This window comes from Actinoplanes utahensis (genome assembly GCF_016862455.1).
Taxonomy (GTDB): Bacteria; Actinomycetota; Actinomycetes; order Mycobacteriales; family Micromonosporaceae; genus Actinoplanes; species Actinoplanes utahensis.
The window spans coordinates 67,124-82,870 of sequence record NZ_BOMZ01000094.1 but is presented as its reverse complement, the minus strand read 5'-3'; the positions used below and the strand labels follow the sequence as shown (position 1 = coordinate 82,870).

Genomic DNA, 15,747 nt, shown 5'->3' with positions numbered 1-15,747 from the left:
CATGAAATCCCGCCTCTGGCACGGCACGCTCGCACTGATCGTGTGCGCCTCCCTGATCACCCAGATCGTGCTGACCGCACAGGGCACACCCGGCCCGGACGGCGTGATCGAGCCGGTGGCCACCCGCTTCGTCCGCCTGTTCAGCTTCTTCACCATCCAGAGCAACATCCTGCTGCTGATCGTCGCCGTCACGCTGGCGGTCGACCCGGAACGGGACGGCCGGCTCTGGCGGGTGATCCGCCTGGACGCGGTGCTGGGCATCATCATCACCGGCCTGGTCTACGCGACGGTACTGGCCGGCGCCGCCAACCCGACGGGCGCGGGCTGGTGGTCCAACCTGGGATTCCACTACGTGGCGCCGTGGTGGGCCCTGCTCGGCTGGCTGTTGTTCGGCCCCCGCTCCCGGATGGACGGCCGCACCCTGGCCTGGGCGGTGATCTGGCCGGTCACCTGGCTCGGCTACACCCTCGCCCACGGCGCGGCCACCGGCTGGTACCCGTACCCCTTCACCGACGTCTCCCTCTGGGGTTACCCGGCGGTGCTGATCAACCTGGGCGTCGTCGTCCTCATCGCGATTCTGCTCGGCGCCGTGCTGCGGCTCCTCGACACCCGTCTGCCCGCGGGATCGCCAGCCCTGTCCGAGGCGACGGCTGCCGTGGTCCCCGGACCGGGTTCCGGTGCGGAATCCGTACCTAGCAACGACATGTGAAGGCTCCGGCGTCGGGCTTTCCGCGTGCTTCCAGGATCCGGGTCCTGACCGCGTGATGGAAGTCGGCCGTGGTTGTCTGCGGTAGTCCCGGGGCCCGGCAACGGTGATGGTTACGACGATCGTCCCGCTTTTGCTCCTTGCCGACGTGGCTTGGGCATGGTTGTGGGCGGCCGTTGCTGTTGTGACGTCGTCCACCGTGATCTCGGCGGCTGCGGGTCTCGGCTTATGAGTAGGGGTTGCGTCCAGGTCCGCGTACCGCCGCAGCCGCGGCCTCGGCGATCTCGGAGGCGATCCCGGCCAGTATGTAGACGCGGCCGGTCGCATGGCCCTGTGCTGTCAGCAGCCCCGTGCGTGTCAGTGTCTGGATGTCGCGAATGGCCTGGTCGCGGCTGAGACTTTCGTCTTGCTGGTAGGTGGTGCGCCTGAGTTCGCCGACCGCGGCCGCGTAGAGGGCGGACACGGTGCGCTCGGCCAGCCCTCGTTCTTCGGTCAGCCGGGCAAGATCATTCCATAGGCGTACGGTCCATTCGTACCGTCGTTGCACGCGTTGTGCCTGACGGTGGTGCGCGGCGAAGGCGAACTTGAGCCAGGGACGGGTATCGCGTTCAGGCTGGAAGCTTCCGCCCTGCACAGCGCGGAGGGCTTCGTAGTAGTGGAGGGTGTTGGTCTGTTCGCCGAGCCATTCCTCGATGGAGGAGAATTCCGGCGCCAGTTCTCCGGTACGGGCCATGATTGAGGGGGCGGGATCCAGGTGCCGTGCCCCGGCCGGATCAGGCGAAGCACCCTTCCGGCCGCGCGGCGTCCAGCCTCTCTAGCCAGCCCCGGGTTTGCGTTTCCGGGCCGCGGCCTTGCGCTGAGCGCCTGCCAGGAACGAGGTCAGCCGCTCTTCCGTGCCAGTGTCGATGTCGACGAACCGCAGACGGGCGTCGCCAGGCTCGTGGCCGACGTCAGCTACCAGGGCGGAGAACCGGGCGAGCCCATCGGGGAACCCGCACTCGGCAACAACGTGTTCACCGACGACGAGTTCCTCGGCGAGTTGACGAATGGCCGGCCCGTCGATCTGGGACAGATCCACGCTCACATGGGCGCCGCCGACGGAGAGGTCCTCGGTATGGGCGGGGACCATCCGTCCGGAGGGTAGCGTGATCACCACCGGGATCTGCACCTCGACGCGGACTCCAAGGCGGCGCTGGATATTGGTGACGGACTCGTCGACGCGTAGGTACAGACCACGGACCGCTCCCATCGGGGTGTCGACGATGGTGCCGGCGATGTACGCGCCCCGGCCGTTCTGGGTCCACTGGATCTCGGCGATACTGCCCGGTGCGACACGGACGCCGGGAAGGTCCAGGCCGAGTAGATCCCCGGGATGCCGGGTCACTTTGCACCTCCGGGCCGCACCGCCGTTGATCGACACGTACACGCTCGGTACGCGCCAGGGGAGCGGCTGTTCCTGAACCACGTCGAGGTCTTCGTAACGTCCTGCCCTTGGCTGGGTCATCGCCGGTGGCCCTCTCCATGGTGTCGGCAGGTTCTTCCTTGACCTGCTTACACCATCTGCGGGTCAGACGCCTTCCATTCGCGGTCGCTGTCAGCTCGGCGGATCAGGCCGGTGGGTCAACGACAACGATCATCCGCTGATCCGTCCGGCAACAGCTGGCGACAGCCCGCCGCTCACGCTCGGACGCCACAACAACCACGACATCAGCCAATCACTCCGCGGTCTCGTCGGTGATGCGCGACGCGACCGAACAGATCACCGCCGCGATGCGACCATCGGCGAGGATGGAGAGGGCCTCGGCCGGGACTCGCGCATCGGGCTCACGCTCCTGCTCCCACGGGTTATCAATGCCGTACGGATGGGTAACGCCGGTGACGTGAGTAGGGACCATGCTCGGCGAGCGCGAGCCGGCGACCGTCCGGCAGCCGACGTCGATACCAGTCCGGATCGCCTGGAAGATCGAGTCGAGCAGGGTCTGGACCACCTCAGTGCTTTGGTCAAACCCCGGCTCCGCGGGTGGCTGCATGCCGGGACCTTCCCGGTCGCGGTCACTGTCGGCGCTCTCTTGACCGTGTTGTCCCCGGACGACAGATCCCGGGTGGCCTTGGCGCTGTTCACGCTGTCGGCGGCGCTGCTGTTCGGTGTCAGCGCGCTGTATCACCGCGGCCACTGGACCGGGCGCGTGGAGAACGTGTTGCGGCGCCTCGACCACGCGAACATCTTCTTGATCATCGCCGGCACCTACACGCCGTTCTGTGTGCTCGTGCTGCCGCCCGGACAGGCCCGGACGTTGTTGTGGATCGTGTGGTGCGGGTCGCTGGCCGGCGTCGCCTTCCGGGTCCTGTGGGTCGGCGCCCCGCGCTGGCTGTACGTGCCGGTGTACATAGCCCTGGGCTGGGTCGCCGTGATCTACATACCCGGATTCTGGCGCTCCGGCGGCGCTCCGGTCGTCGCGTTCCTGTTTCTCGGTGGAGTGCTCTACACCCTCGGTGCTGTCGTGTACGGCCTCAAACGGCCCGACCCGAGCCCTCGCTGGTTCGGGTTCCACGAGGTCTTCCACGCCTTCACCGTCGCCGCGTTCATCGCCCATTGCATCGGCATTGGCATCGCCTTGCGCGCCGCCGGGTGACGCTCGCCCGGGCCTCGACCGGCGCGTGTGCCGGACACCTCTCGTTCTCGGGTGACGGCCGGCGGAACAGACTCGCTTGACCGATCCAGGCAGTCAGACATCGCTCGCGCCATGCCGGGGTGGAGTTCGAGCTGCCGGGCAAGGTCGATGACGACGCTGACCACCGCAGGGAAGCGGCAGCTGCGGCGCTTGGAGAATCGGCCCTTCACGGCCACATGACCGGGCACTGGCACTCCAGCAGAAGATCCGTTCTGAGCTGCGGTGCCGGTGTGGCCTTATTCGTGGACAGCAAGCAGCCTCCGGATCTCGTCGCCGGGCTGCCGACGCCGTCGCCGACCAGGAACCGTCGGACGAACGCCGAGGACGCCGGCGGATCGAGACCGCGGTGGCCGGTGGACTGCCGTGCCGGTGCGCCGCCGGCGGACGAAGCCTCCGGCGGTGATCCCGTGGCCGGCCGCCGCGCTGCGCCGTCCCCCGTGCGTGGCCTCTCCGCGGCTCGCGGGAACGGACAAGGTGTGCGACTCGGCACTGTCAATTATTTGCCGCTTTCTCCACGTGATTTTCCGGCTGATGGCGGGCACGTCTCCGCCGCGGCCGACGGGGAAGGCCGTCATTAATCGGGGGCCGTAGGCGTTGCTGCCGGAAATGCTCGCCGCCCGGTGTCATCTGTTGTCGAGGAAAGGAAGTTGCGTGTTCTCAGGTAAAACTGCCCGGTATTTTCCGAAAACTCCGGTGACTGTTGCGGTTTTCGGGGGTGGAATGGTATGAGCGCGACAACGGCCGTCCCCGCGGCCCTGGATCAGCGGTCGCTCACCGACCTCCTGGCTCGCTGCGCCCGGCGGCACGGGGTGCCCGGAGCCCAGGTCGCGGTCCATCACGACGGGCGCACGGTGGCGGCGGCGTTCGGCGAGCGGGAAAGCGGTACCGGCGGGCCGGTCACGGCGGACACCGCCTTTCCGGTCGGGTCGATCACGAAAGCGGTCACGGCCACCGTCGTACTGGCGCTGGCCGCCGACGGCGACCTGGAACTGGACGAGCCCACGGGCTCGTACGTCCCGGGACTGGCCACCGCCGCCGACAGCACCATCCGGCAACTGCTCAGTCACACCGGCGGCTTGCCGTGCGGTCCGGCTCCGGAACAGGTGGCCGGGCTCTCCGTGCAGCGCTACCTGCGCCATGCCGTCCGCCCCGAGCTCATGGTGCTGCCCCCGGGTGCCGGCTTCTCCTACTCCAACGTGGGTTACGTGCTGCTCGGCGAAGTGGTCAGCAGCGTCACCGGGATGAGCTGGGCCGATGCCATCGACTCCATGCTGCTCCGGCCCTTGGGTGTGGCCACGGATCTGGTCGGCGCCCCGGCCTTTCCGCACTCCGGCCGGCCGGTGGCGACCGGCCATTCCCGCCACACGCGGACGGGCCGCACGCGTCCGGTCCGGCAGTGCCTCGTCCCGGCCGAGGCCGCCGCCGGGGCGCTCGCGCTGAGCGCCACCGATCTCGTGGCCTTCGGCCGGTTGCATGTCGACGGCGGGGTGCCGGAGGTGCTGCCCGCCGCATACGCGGCGCGGATGCGGGACGTGGTGCCCGGCGCGCTGCCGTTCGGTCTGGCCCGTGGCTGGGGTCTCGGGCTGGCCGCTTTCGGCGAGGCGCCGTACGACTGGTTCGGCCACGACGGCAATGCCGACGGCACCGACTGTCATCTCCGGATCGACCCGGCCGGTGGCCGGGTGGTCGCGCTGACCACCAACGTCGGCGCCGGGTCCGGGATGTGGCAGGACCTGGCCACCGAGTTGCAGAGCCGGGGCATCCCGCTGGACGACGGGCTGCCGCTGGACGACACCCGGCCGGTGACCACGGCGGACTGCGTCGGCACCTACCGCAACGGGGATCTCACCTACGAGGTGGTCCCGGGTGGCCCGTCCGGCCTGCGCTTCAGCGTCGACGGTGAGGCCACCGAGCCCCTCGCGCTCGGCGCCGACCTGACCTTCTATCTGCACGACGAGTCATCCGACCGATGGACCGTAGGCGGACGCTTTGTGCGAGAGAACCGCACCGGCCCGGTGAACGCTGTTCAAGTCGGAGGGCGAATCGGACGCCGTTGTGTCGCGGCTTTGATCTGAGCCGAGAACGCCATTCGGTAATTCGTTGGCCGGTCGCACGGGGATGCACGCACCGGATTTATCACTTGCTGTGTCCGAAAGGTTGATCGGATTGACGAAGAATCGTACGGCGCCGATTTCCATCCCGCAGCAGAAACGCTCGCGGCCGGAGTCGGCGCGACGGCCGGTGGGCCCGCGGGAGCAGGACGACTACGGGAGCCTGCGCGTCGCCGGGCTCGTGCCGCCCTCGCTACCCGGACATGTTCCCGGGCCCGCCGGCCCGGGAACATGGGAGCGGGTGCGGTGCGCCGTGCCGCCCGCGGTGCTCGACGAACTGCGCCGGCTCGCCGCCGGCCGGGACGCCGGCCTGCTGCAGGTGCACGCCGCCGCCCTGCATCTGGTCCTCACCCGGTACGCCTCCGGCTCGGAGGTCGCCCTGGTGACGCCCGCTCCGGAACCCGCCGGTCTGGTCCTGGTCCGTCCCGAGCCGGGGGCGGCCACCGTCGCCGACCTGGTGGACCGGGTCGGCGCCGCCCACGCGTCCGCCGTATCGCATGCGGGCGTGCCCTTCGCCGGTCTGCTCCAGCGGCTCGACCTGTCGCCGGAGCTGGCCCGGGTCGTGATCACCGACCAGGAGTCGGGCGGCGGTACTCCGGACACTGTCGTCATCGTGCGGACCGCGCCGGCCGGCACCGGCGGCGAGCCGGTCGTCGAGCACCGTTCCGGCCGGGTGAGCGCCCCCGCCGCCCGGCGTCTCGCGGGGCACCTGGCGCAGGTGCTCACCGTGATCGCCACGGATCCGCGGCGCCCGGTGACCGAGGTGGACATCCTGACGGAGCAGGAACGGCGGCACGCGTCGGCGTGTGCCCGCGGTCCCGGCCTCCCGGTCGCCGCGGCCATCTGGCCGGAGCTGGTCGAGGCGCAGGCCCGGCGTACGCCCGGGCTTCCCGCGGTGGTCGCCGGCGCGGTGACGCTCGACTACGCGAGCCTCGACGAGCGGGCCAACCGGCTGGCCCGGCTGCTCGTCTCGCGCGGTGCGGCGCCCGAGACCGTGGTGGCGCTGGCCCTGCCCCGCTCGGTGGACATCGTCGTGGCACAACTCGCGGTGGGAAAGGCCGGTGCGGCCTTCCTGCCGGTGGACCTGTCGTACCCGGCGCGGCGGATCGCCGTGATGCTCGACGACGCCCGGCCGGTCCTCACCGTGGCCCGCGGTGACACCGCCGCCGCTGCCGCCGGGCGGGACACGCTGATCCTGGACGATCCGGGCGTCGTCGCGTCGCTCGCCGCGACACCCGGCACCCCGCTCACCGATGCCGACCGCCGGGCCCCGCTGTCACCGGCACACCCGGCGTACGTCATCTTCACTTCCGGCTCGACCGGCGTACCGAAGGGCGTGGTGATCTCCCATGCGGCGTTCGTCGACTTCGCGTCGGCTGAAGCCGCGCACCTGGGAGCCGGGCCGGGGGACCGCGTGCTGCAGTTCTCCTCGCCCAGCTTCGACGCCTCCGTCCTCGAGCTCGGCCTCGCCCTGCCCGGCGGAGCCACGCTCGTCGTGCCACCGCCGGGCTCCTCGGTGGGCGAGCCGCTCGCCGAGGTTCTGGCAGCCGAGCGGATCACCCACGCGCTGATTCCGCCCGCCGCGCTGGCCACCGTGCCGGACCCGGATGCCGTCCCGGCTCTGAGCACTCTGCTGGTCGGGGGAGAGGCCTGCGATGCCGGTCTGGTCGAGCGGTGGGCCGGCGGACGACGGATGATCAACGCGTACGGGCCCACCGAGGTCACCGTGGTGGCCACCTGGACCCGCGCGCTCGAACCGGGCGGCACACCGCCGATCGGGCGGCCGCTGCCGAACACCGCCACGTACGTCCTGGACGCCCGGCTGCGCCCGGTCCCGGCCGGCGTGCCCGGCGAACTGTACGTCGGCGGCGCCGGGCTGGCCCGCGGCTACCTGAACCGGCCCGGCCTGACGGCACAACGATTCGTCGCCGATCCGTTCGGCGCGCCCGGCTCCCGGATGTACCGCACCGGCGACCTGGTACGCCACCGCGACGACGAGCAGCTGGAGTATTTCGGACGCGCCGACGACCAGGTGAAGATCCGCGGCTTCCGGATCGAGCCCGGTGAGATCGCCGACGTGCTGGCCGGCCACGACGACGTCGCCCGGGCGGCGGTCGTCGTGCGGGAGGACCGCCCCGGAGTCAGGCAGCTGGTCGCCTACATCGTGCCGGCGCGCCCGGACGGCGCCGGGCCGGAGCGCCTCCGCGGGTACGTGGCAGGGACCCTGCCCGCTCACATGGTTCCCGCCGCGTTCGTCGTCGTACCCGCACTGCCGGTCACCGCGAGCGGCAAACTCGACAAGCGTGCGCTGCCCGCACCCACCTTCGAACCGTCCGATGGGAAGTACGCCGCGCCCCGCACCGGCACCGAGCAGGCCGTCGCGGACATCTGGGCGGACGTTCTGGGCGTCTCCCGGGTCGGCCGCGACGACGACTTCTTCGCTCTCGGCGGCGACTCGATCCTCGTCGTCCGTGCCCTGTCACGCGTCCAGGCGACGCTCGGTGTCCGGCTGCCCACCCGCGTCGCCTTCGGCGCCCGTACCGTCGCCCAGCTCGCCGCTCACGTGGTCGAGGTCGCCGGCGGCCCGGCGGCGCTGGAGCCGATCAGCCGCGTCCCCCGGTCCGGGGCGCTGCCGCTGTCGTCGTACCAGCGCCGGCTCTGGCTGCACGACCGGCTGCACGGCGGCGGCCCGGAGCACGTCACCGGAGTCGGGTTGCGGCTGCGTGGCACCCTCGACACGGCCGCGCTGATCACCGCCCTGCGGACCCTGGCCGACCGGCACGAAGCCCTGCGCACCACCTTCACCGACGCCGCCGGCGGAGAGGGCCGGCAGGTGATCGCCGCGTCCGGCGAGATCCCGCTGCACGTCGTCGACCTCGGCGACGTCGCCGAGGGGGAGCGGGACGCCGCGGTGGAGAGCACGCTCGCCGCCGAGCTCAGCCGCCCGTTCGACCTGACCCGCGGCCCACTGACCCGGGCCGTGCTGGTCGGGCTGACCGCGCACGATCACGTGCTGCTGCTGGCCCAGCACCACATCATCACCGACGGCTGGTCCGTACGTGTGCTCTGCGAGGAGCTCGCCGCCGGCTACGACGCCGCGGTGCGGCAGACCGCGGCGCCGCTCGCCGAACCGGTCCTGGACTACGCCGACTTCGCCCAGTGGGAGCATGACCGCCTCACCCGCGATCTCCTGGACGCGCGACTGGCGCACTGGCGGCACCGCCTCGCCGGCGCCGAGACCCTGAGCCTGCCCGCCGACCGCCCGCCCGCCGCCGACCCGGACACCGCCGGGCGGGTCCATCGCTGCCCGCTGCCGGACGAACTGACCAGCCGGCTGACCGAACTGGCCCGCCGGCACGGCGCCACCCGGTTCATGGTCCTCGTCGCCGCGGTCCAGGCGCTGCTGTTCCGCTACGGCAACCAGCGCGACATCGTGCTCGGCACGGTGGCCTCCGGACGGGACCGCACCGAACTCGACCGGGTCGTCGGTTTCTTCGTCAACACCCTGGTGCTGCGCGGCACGGTCGACCACGACAGCGGCTTCGACGCGCTCGTCGCGGCCGCCCGCGAGACGGTCCTGGACGCCTTCACCCACGACGTGCCGTTCGACCGGCTGGTCGCGGACCTGCCGGGAGCGGGCCGCGACGGACGTACCCCGCTGGTGCGTGCCGTCGTGGTGCTGCAACACGATCTCGTCGACGCCACGGACGCCGGGCAGTTGCGGATCACCGAACACGATCTGCCACGCCCGCACGCCCGATTCGACCTGGTCTTCGAGTTCGTGCCCCGGGGCGACGCGCTGACCCTTGCGCTGGAGTACAACAGCACCCTGTTCACCGAGGCCACCGTTCGTGGGCTCGCCGGCCATCTGGTACGCCTGCTCGAGGCGGTCACCGCCGACCCGGCGGTTGCCGTGGGCACCGTCGAGCTGCTCTCGCCGGCGGAGCGAGCCGAGCTTCTGACCAGTCGTAACGACACCGCACGGCCGGTCGCCACGGCAACGCTGCCCCAGCTGTTCACCAGGCAGGCCGACCGCACACCGCACCACACCGCACTCGTCGCCGGCGGCGTGACCCTCGACTACGCCGCGCTGCGTGACCGGGTCAACCGCCTGGCCCGGCTTCTGGTCGCCCGAGGCGCCCGGCCGGAACACCTGGTCGCGCTCGTCCTGCCCCGCTCGGTGGAGATCGTGGTCGCGCAACTGGCCGTCACGCAGGCCGGAGCGGCCTTCCTGCCGGTCGACCCGGCGTACCCGCGGTCACGCATCGAACTGATGCTGCGGGACGCCGCACCCGTGCTGGTGCTGACGCTCACCGATCTCGTCGGCTGCCTGCCCGGCGCGGACGGTGTGCCGGTCCTGCTCCTCGACGACCCGGCAACCGTCGCCGTGCTGAGCGAACTGCCCGGCACCGACCTCGACGACACGGACCGGGCCGCCCCGCTCCGGCCGGCGCACCCCGCGTACGTCATCTACACCTCCGGCTCGACCGGCCGGCCCAAGGGCGTCGTGGTGTCCCACCACGGGCTGGCCGGCTTCTCGGCGGCCCAGATCGAGCACTTCCAGGTGCACCCGGGTGACCGGGTGCTGCAGTTCGCCTCGCCCAGCTTCGACGCGTCCGTTCTGGAACTGTGCATGTCCCTGCCGGCCGGCGCCGCCCTGGTCGTGCCCCCCGAGGGTCCGCTGCTCGGCGACCGGCTGGCGCAGGTGCTCGCCGACGCCCGGATCACCCATGCGCTGATTCCGCCCGCGGCGCTGGCCACCGTGCCCGACGGTGTGGAGCTGCCGGACTTCCGCTGCGTCGTCGTGGGCGGGGACGCCTGCGGCACCGAGCTCGTGACCCGCTGGGCGCCCGGTCGCCGCATGATCAACGCGTACGGACCCACCGAATGCACCGTGGTGTCCACCTGGAGCGAGCCGCTCACACCGGGCGGGGTGCCGCCGATCGGGACACCGATCCCGAACACCCGGGTGTACGTCCTGGACGACCGCCTGCGCCCGGTGCCCACCGGCGTGCCGGGCGAGCTGTACGTGTCCGGCGACGGGCTGGCACGCGGCTACCTCGACCGTCCCGGCCTGACCGCCCAGCGCTTCGTCGCCGACCCGTTCGGGAAACCCGGGCACCGGATGTACCGCACCGGCGACGTGGTCCGCTGGAACAGCGCCGGGCGACTGGAGTTCCTCGGCCGGGCCGACGAGCAGGTGAAGATCCGTGGCTTCCGGATCGAGCCGGGCGAGATCGCCGCCGCCCTGACACGGATGGACGGCGTGGAGCGGGCCGCGGTCGTGGCCCGTGACGATCCGCCCGGCGGCCGCCGGCTCGTCGCCTACGTGGTGCCCGGAGCCGGACAGCCGCGCGATCCCGCCCGGCTGCGTGCCCGGCTCACCGGTGAACTGCCGGACCACATGGTGCCGGCCGCCTTCGTGTTCCTGGACGCGTTACCGGTCGACCCCAACGGCAAACTCGACCGCCGCGCCCTGCCAGCGCCCGACACCGGCGCGGCCACGGGACCGTACGTGGCTCCGCGCACGGCCGCCGAACTGGCGCTGGCGACGATCTGGGCCGACGTCCTCGGAGTCCCCCGGGTCGGCGTCCACGACAACTTCTTCGACCTCGGTGGCGATTCCATCCTCAGCATCCAGGTGGTGTCCCAGGCGCGCACCGCCGGGCTGAGCCTGACGTCGCGCGAGGTGTTCCAGCACCAGAGCATCGCGGCGCTGGCCGCCGCCCTGGAGCGGCACCCGCGCCCGCGGACCGGAACACCTCACACCTCCCGGGCCGGCGGCACCGCACCGCTCACGCCGATTCAGCACTGGCTCTTCGAGACCCGGCCGGACGATCCCGGCCACTTCGACCAGTGCCTCGCCCTGGAGTTGGCCCCCGATGTCGATCCGGCCACTCTGCGCACAGCCCTGGACGCCCTGGCGCACCACCACGACGCGCTGCGCACCCGGTTCCCTCGTACCGGTGCCGGCCGCCGGCAGGAAGCCGGGCCACCCGCCGCGGTCCCGCTGCTGCCCGGCACGCTGCCGGCCGAGCCGAGCCCGCACGCGCTGGTGCGGTCGGCGCGCCAGGCGCACGGCGAGGTGGACCTGACCCGCGGTCCGCTGGTGCGCGCCACCCTGTTCGAGGGCGCCGCGGAACCGCCGATCCTCGTCCTCGCGATCCATCATCTGGTCGTGGACGCCGTCTCCTGGCGGTTGCTCGTGGCGGATCTCCAGCAGGCGTACCGGCAGGCGGCCGCAGGCGAGCCGATCCGGCTGCCCGAGCCGACCACGTCGTTCCTCGACTGGAGCCGGCGCCTGGCCGACCACGGCGGTACCGGCGGATTCGACGACGAACAGGCGCACTGGACCGCCACCGAAGCGGCCGAGACCAGCCTGCCGACCGACGGGACCGGGGCGGACACGGTCGGCGACACCGCGACGGTCACCGCACGGCTCACCGCGACCGAGACCGAGGCCCTGCTGCAGCAGGTGCCCCGCGCCTACCGGACCCAGGTGAACGACGTGCTCCTCACGGCACTGACGGCGACGCTGCACGACTGGACCGGGCGGCGGTGTACGGCCGTCGACCTGGAGGGCCACGGACGGGAGGAGATCCTCGACGGGGTGGACCTGTCCCGCACCGTCGGCTGGTTCACCACCATCTACCCGGTCGCTCTCGTCTGGCCCGGCGACCACGGCTGGGCGACGGCCCTGAAATCGATCAAGGAACAGCTGCGCGCGGTACCCCGGCGGGGGATCGGCTACGGCGCCCGGCACCGCCGCGCGGGCCAGGACGGCCGGCCCCGGATCAGCTTCAACTACCTCGGCCGGACCACCATGCCGGTCGGTGACGGCCTGTGCCGGAGCACGCCGTTCGGGCTCGCCCTGGACGACAGCCCGGTGGCCCCGCGCACCCACCTGCTCCAGGTGGTCGGCCAGGTCACCGGCGGACATCTGGAGCTGACCTGGTCGTACGGCCGCAACCGGCACCGGCGGGAGACCGTGACCCGCCTCGCCGAGCGGATGTGCGCGGCGCTGCGCGAGATCGTCGCGCACTGCGCGGGTACGGGTGGCCGCACCCCCTCCGACTTCCCGCTGGCCCGGCTCGGCCAGGACGCCGTGGACCGGCTCGCCGGAACCGGCGCCGAGGTGGCCGACATCTACCCGCTCACCGCGATGCAGGCCGGCATGGTCTTCCACGGCCTCGAGCCGGCCGCCGCCGGTGTCTACCTGCAGCAGACCACCTTCGTGCTCGAGGGCGTCGCCGACCCGCACCTGCTGGCGCAGGCCTGGCTACAGGTCGTGGACCGCACCCCCGTCCTGCGCAGCGCCGTCGCCTGGGCCGACCTGCCCGAACCGGTGCAACTGGTGCATCACCGTGTCCGGCTCCCGGTCACCCACCTGGACTGGACCGGGCTCTCCGGCCCGGCCCGCGCGGAGGCGTTACGCCGGCTGCTCGCCGACGACCGCGCCGCCGGGCTGGATCCGACCCGCCCGCCGTTGCTGCGCCTCACTCTCGCCCGGATCTCCGCCGCCGAGGTCCAGGTGCTCTGGACCTTCCACCATCTGCTGCTCGACGGCTGGAGCGCGTTCCAGGTGCTCTCCGACGTGTTCGCCTGCCACGCGGCGCTGCGGGACGCCCGGCCGGTCGTCCTCCCGGCCCGGCGGCCGTTCGGTGACTACGTCTCCTGGCTCGCCGGGCAGGACCACGGCGCGGCCGACGAGCATTGGCGCGGGGTGCTGGCCGGTCTGGCGGCGCCGACCCCGCTGCCGTACGACCGGGCACCCGCACAGGCGCACCGCGGGCAGTCGGCGCAGCGCCACACCGTGGAGCTGGACGGCGAGCGGTCGCAGCGGCTGTACGACGTCGCCCGTGCCAACCGGCTGACCGTGAACACCCTGGTCCAGGGGGCATGGGCGATCCTGCTCGCCCGCTACAGCGGCCACCGTGACGTCTGCTTCGGCGCCACGGTGTCCGGTCGCCCGTCCGACCTGCCCGGGTCCGAGGCAGCCGTCGGCCTGTTCATCAACACCCTGCCGGTCCGCGCCGCCGTCGACGGCACAGCCGGCACCGCACCGTGGCTCCGGGCCCTGCAGGCCGCCCAGACCGAGGCCCGGCAGTACGAGCACGTCCCGCTGGCCCGGCTGCGCGCGGTCAGCGACGTGCCCGCCGGCAGCGCGCTGTTCGACAGCATCGTGGTGTTCGAGAACTATCCGATCGACGACGACCTGGCCCGCGCCCAGGGGTTGCGGATCCGTGAGCTGGACGCGGTGGAGACCACCAGTTTCCCGCTCAGCCTGATGGCGTACCCGGGGCGGAAGCTGAGCCTGGTGCTCTGCTACGACCCGGACTGCTTCGACGCGGCGACCGTGCGCCGGCTCGCCGCCCACCTGCGCGAGCTGCTGGCCGCGATGGCCGACGACCCGCACCGCCCCCTCGCGGACCTCCCGATGCTCACCGCGCAGGAGCGCGAGCAGGTCCTGCACACGTGGAACCGCACCGCCCACCCGGTCGCCCCGGCCACCCTGGTCGACCTGCTCGCCGCGCAGGCCGCCCGGACCCCGGCGGCACCCGCGGTCACCTTCGGCGCCGACACCCTGTCGTACGCCGAGCTCGACCACTGGTCGAACCGGCTGGCCCACCGTCTCATCGCCGACGGCGCCGGGCCGGAACGGTGTGTCGCGGTGTCGCTGCCCCGCTCGCTGGAGCTGGTGGTCGCGCTGCACGCGGTACTCAAGACCGGGGCGGCGTACCTGCCCGTCGACCCCGGGCTGCCGGACGCGCGGATCCGGCTGATGCTGGACGACGCCCGCCCGGTGCTGGTGCTCGACCGCCCCGAGGCGGTCCACGTCACGGACGGTCCCGGCCACGCCCCCGGTGACCACGATCGCCGCGCCGCCCTGCGAGCGGCTCATCCGGCGTACATCATCTACACCTCGGGCTCCACCGGCCGGCCCAAGGGCGTGGCCGTGCCGCACGAGGGCATCGTGAACCGGCTCCTCTGGATGCAGCACGAGTACGGCCTCGGTCCGGACGACGTGGTCCTGCAGAAGACCCCGGCCGGTTTCGACGTGTCGGTGTGGGAGTTCTTCTGGCCGCTGCTCACCGGCGCCCGGCTGGTCGTCGCCCGGCCGGACGGACACCGCGACCCGGCCTACCTGACCCGGCTGATCCGCGACGAGGGTGTCACGACACTGCACTTCGTACCCTCGATGCTGCGGGCGTTCCTCGCCGAGCCCACCGCCGCCGCCTGTACCGGGCTGCGCCGGGTGATCTGCAGTGGGGAGGCGCTGCCCGGTGACCTCGCCGCCGCGTTCGCGGCGAAGTCGCCCGCCGCCCTGCACAACCTGTACGGGCCCACCGAGGCCTCCGTCGACGTCACCCACCACGCCTGCCGCCCGGCGGACCACGGCCCCTCGGTCCCGATCGGCCGGCCGGTGTGGAACACCCGCACCTACGTTCTCGACCAGGATCTGCGCCCCGTGCCGCCGGGCGTCCCGGGCGAGCTGTACCTCGCCGGCATCCAGCTGGCCCGCGGTTACCTGCACCGTCCCGGGATGACCGCCGGACGTTTCGTCGCCGACCCGTACGGGCCGCCGGGCGAGCGGATGTACCGCACCGGTGACGTGGCCCGCTGGACCGCCGACGGCCGGCTCGACTACCTGGGACGCACCGACGACCAGGTCAAGGTCCGTGGCGTGCGGATCGAGCTCGGCGAGATCGAGTCCGTGTTGCGCCGGCAACCCGGCGTCGCCCAGGCGGCGGTGCTGGCCCGCGACGACCGGCTGGTGGCCTACGTCGTACCGGCCGGGAGCGGCGCACCCCCGATCGCCGCCTGGCGCGACGGGCTCGCCGCCGAACTGCCCGCCGCCCTGATCCCGTCCGCGTTCGTGCCGCTGGAACGGCTGCCGCTCAGTCCCAACGGCAAACTCGACCGGGCCGCCCTGCCCGCACCACGCTGGGCCCCCGCCCCCACCGCTGAGCACGTGCCGCCGCGCACCGACGCCGAGGCGGTGATCGCCGGCATCTTCGGCGCCGTCCTCGGCATCGACCGGATCGGTGTGCACGACAGCTTCCTCGACCTCGGCGGCGACTCGATCCGCAGCATGCTCGTCGCCTCCCGGACCGCCGGAGCCTTCGGCACACCGGTCAGCCCGCATGACGTCCTGACCGCCCGCACCGTCGCCGCGCTCGCCGCGCTCGTCGAGGACCACATCCTCCGCGAGCTCGAGAGCCTGGCCGCCGGCGAGGGTGACCCGCAATGAAGGAGC

Annotated in this window: 7 protein-coding genes; 4 read left to right on the top strand and 3 right to left on the bottom strand. The window is 72.4% G+C overall.

The window, feature by feature from the left end:
- The first annotated feature begins 1 nt into the window (after position 1).
- Positions 2-709, top strand: a complete 708-nt coding sequence (locus Aut01nite_RS34750) for a Pr6Pr family membrane protein (RefSeq protein WP_043531430.1) — start codon at positions 2-4, stop codon at positions 707-709.
- Positions 710-932: 223 nt separating this feature from the next.
- Here Aut01nite_RS34750 and Aut01nite_RS34745 read toward each other — a convergent pair whose 3' ends face one another.
- The 3 genes from Aut01nite_RS34745 to Aut01nite_RS43940 all read right to left on the bottom strand — a co-directional run bounded on the left by Aut01nite_RS34745 (position 933) and on the right by Aut01nite_RS43940 (position 2,736).
- Positions 933-1,439: a Fic family protein gene (locus tag Aut01nite_RS34745; protein WP_201775616.1), complete on the bottom strand. Its 507-nt coding sequence runs from the start codon at positions 1,437-1,439 to the stop codon at positions 933-935.
- 81 nt (positions 1,440-1,520) lie between these two features.
- Positions 1,521-2,090 carry a PilZ domain-containing protein gene (locus Aut01nite_RS34740; protein WP_161790739.1) on the bottom strand — a complete coding sequence of 190 codons (570 nt, stop codon included), beginning with the start codon at positions 2,088-2,090 and terminating at the stop codon, positions 1,521-1,523.
- 331 nt (positions 2,091-2,421) lie between these two features.
- A complete protein-coding gene (locus Aut01nite_RS43940) occupies positions 2,422-2,736 on the bottom strand; it encodes a hypothetical protein (protein ID WP_236643097.1) in 315 nt (104 codons plus the stop codon).
- On the opposite strand from Aut01nite_RS43940, the gene trhA reads away from it, so the two are divergent.
- The 3 genes from trhA (at position 2,704) to Aut01nite_RS34725 (ending at position 15,741) form a co-directional block, all read left to right on the top strand.
- The gene (gene trhA, locus Aut01nite_RS34735; RefSeq protein ID WP_236643090.1) at positions 2,704-3,339 is read left to right on the top strand and encodes a PAQR family membrane homeostasis protein TrhA; all 636 of its coding nucleotides are present in this window, start codon (positions 2,704-2,706) and stop codon (positions 3,337-3,339) included. The genes Aut01nite_RS43940 and trhA overlap by 33 nt on opposite strands.
- A gap of 764 nt (positions 3,340-4,103) precedes the next feature.
- Positions 4,104-5,453 (top strand): serine hydrolase domain-containing protein, encoded by a 1,350-nt coding sequence (locus Aut01nite_RS34730; RefSeq protein WP_043531424.1) that lies wholly within the window; start codon positions 4,104-4,106, stop codon positions 5,451-5,453.
- Between the two features lie 91 nt (positions 5,454-5,544).
- On the top strand, positions 5,545-15,741 hold the full coding sequence (locus tag Aut01nite_RS34725; protein WP_161790738.1) for a non-ribosomal peptide synthetase: 10,197 nt from the start codon (positions 5,545-5,547) through the stop codon (positions 15,739-15,741).
- The last annotated feature ends 6 nt before the right edge of the window (positions 15,742-15,747 follow it).

What these genes read in the sequence shown, in the direction of transcription:
- Aut01nite_RS34750 (WP_043531430.1), top strand. Translation starts at nt 2, where the DNA reads ATGAAATCCCGCCTCTGGCACGGCACGCTCGCACTGATCGTGTGCGCC.
- Aut01nite_RS34745 (WP_201775616.1), bottom strand. Translation starts at nt 1,439, where the DNA reads ATGGCCCGTACCGGAGAACTGGCGCCGGAATTCTCCTCCATCGAGGAA.
- Aut01nite_RS43940 (WP_236643097.1), bottom strand. Translation starts at nt 2,736, where the DNA reads ATGCAGCCACCCGCGGAGCCGGGGTTTGACCAAAGCACTGAGGTGGTC.
- Aut01nite_RS34730 (WP_043531424.1), top strand. Translation starts at nt 4,104, where the DNA reads ATGAGCGCGACAACGGCCGTCCCCGCGGCCCTGGATCAGCGGTCGCTC.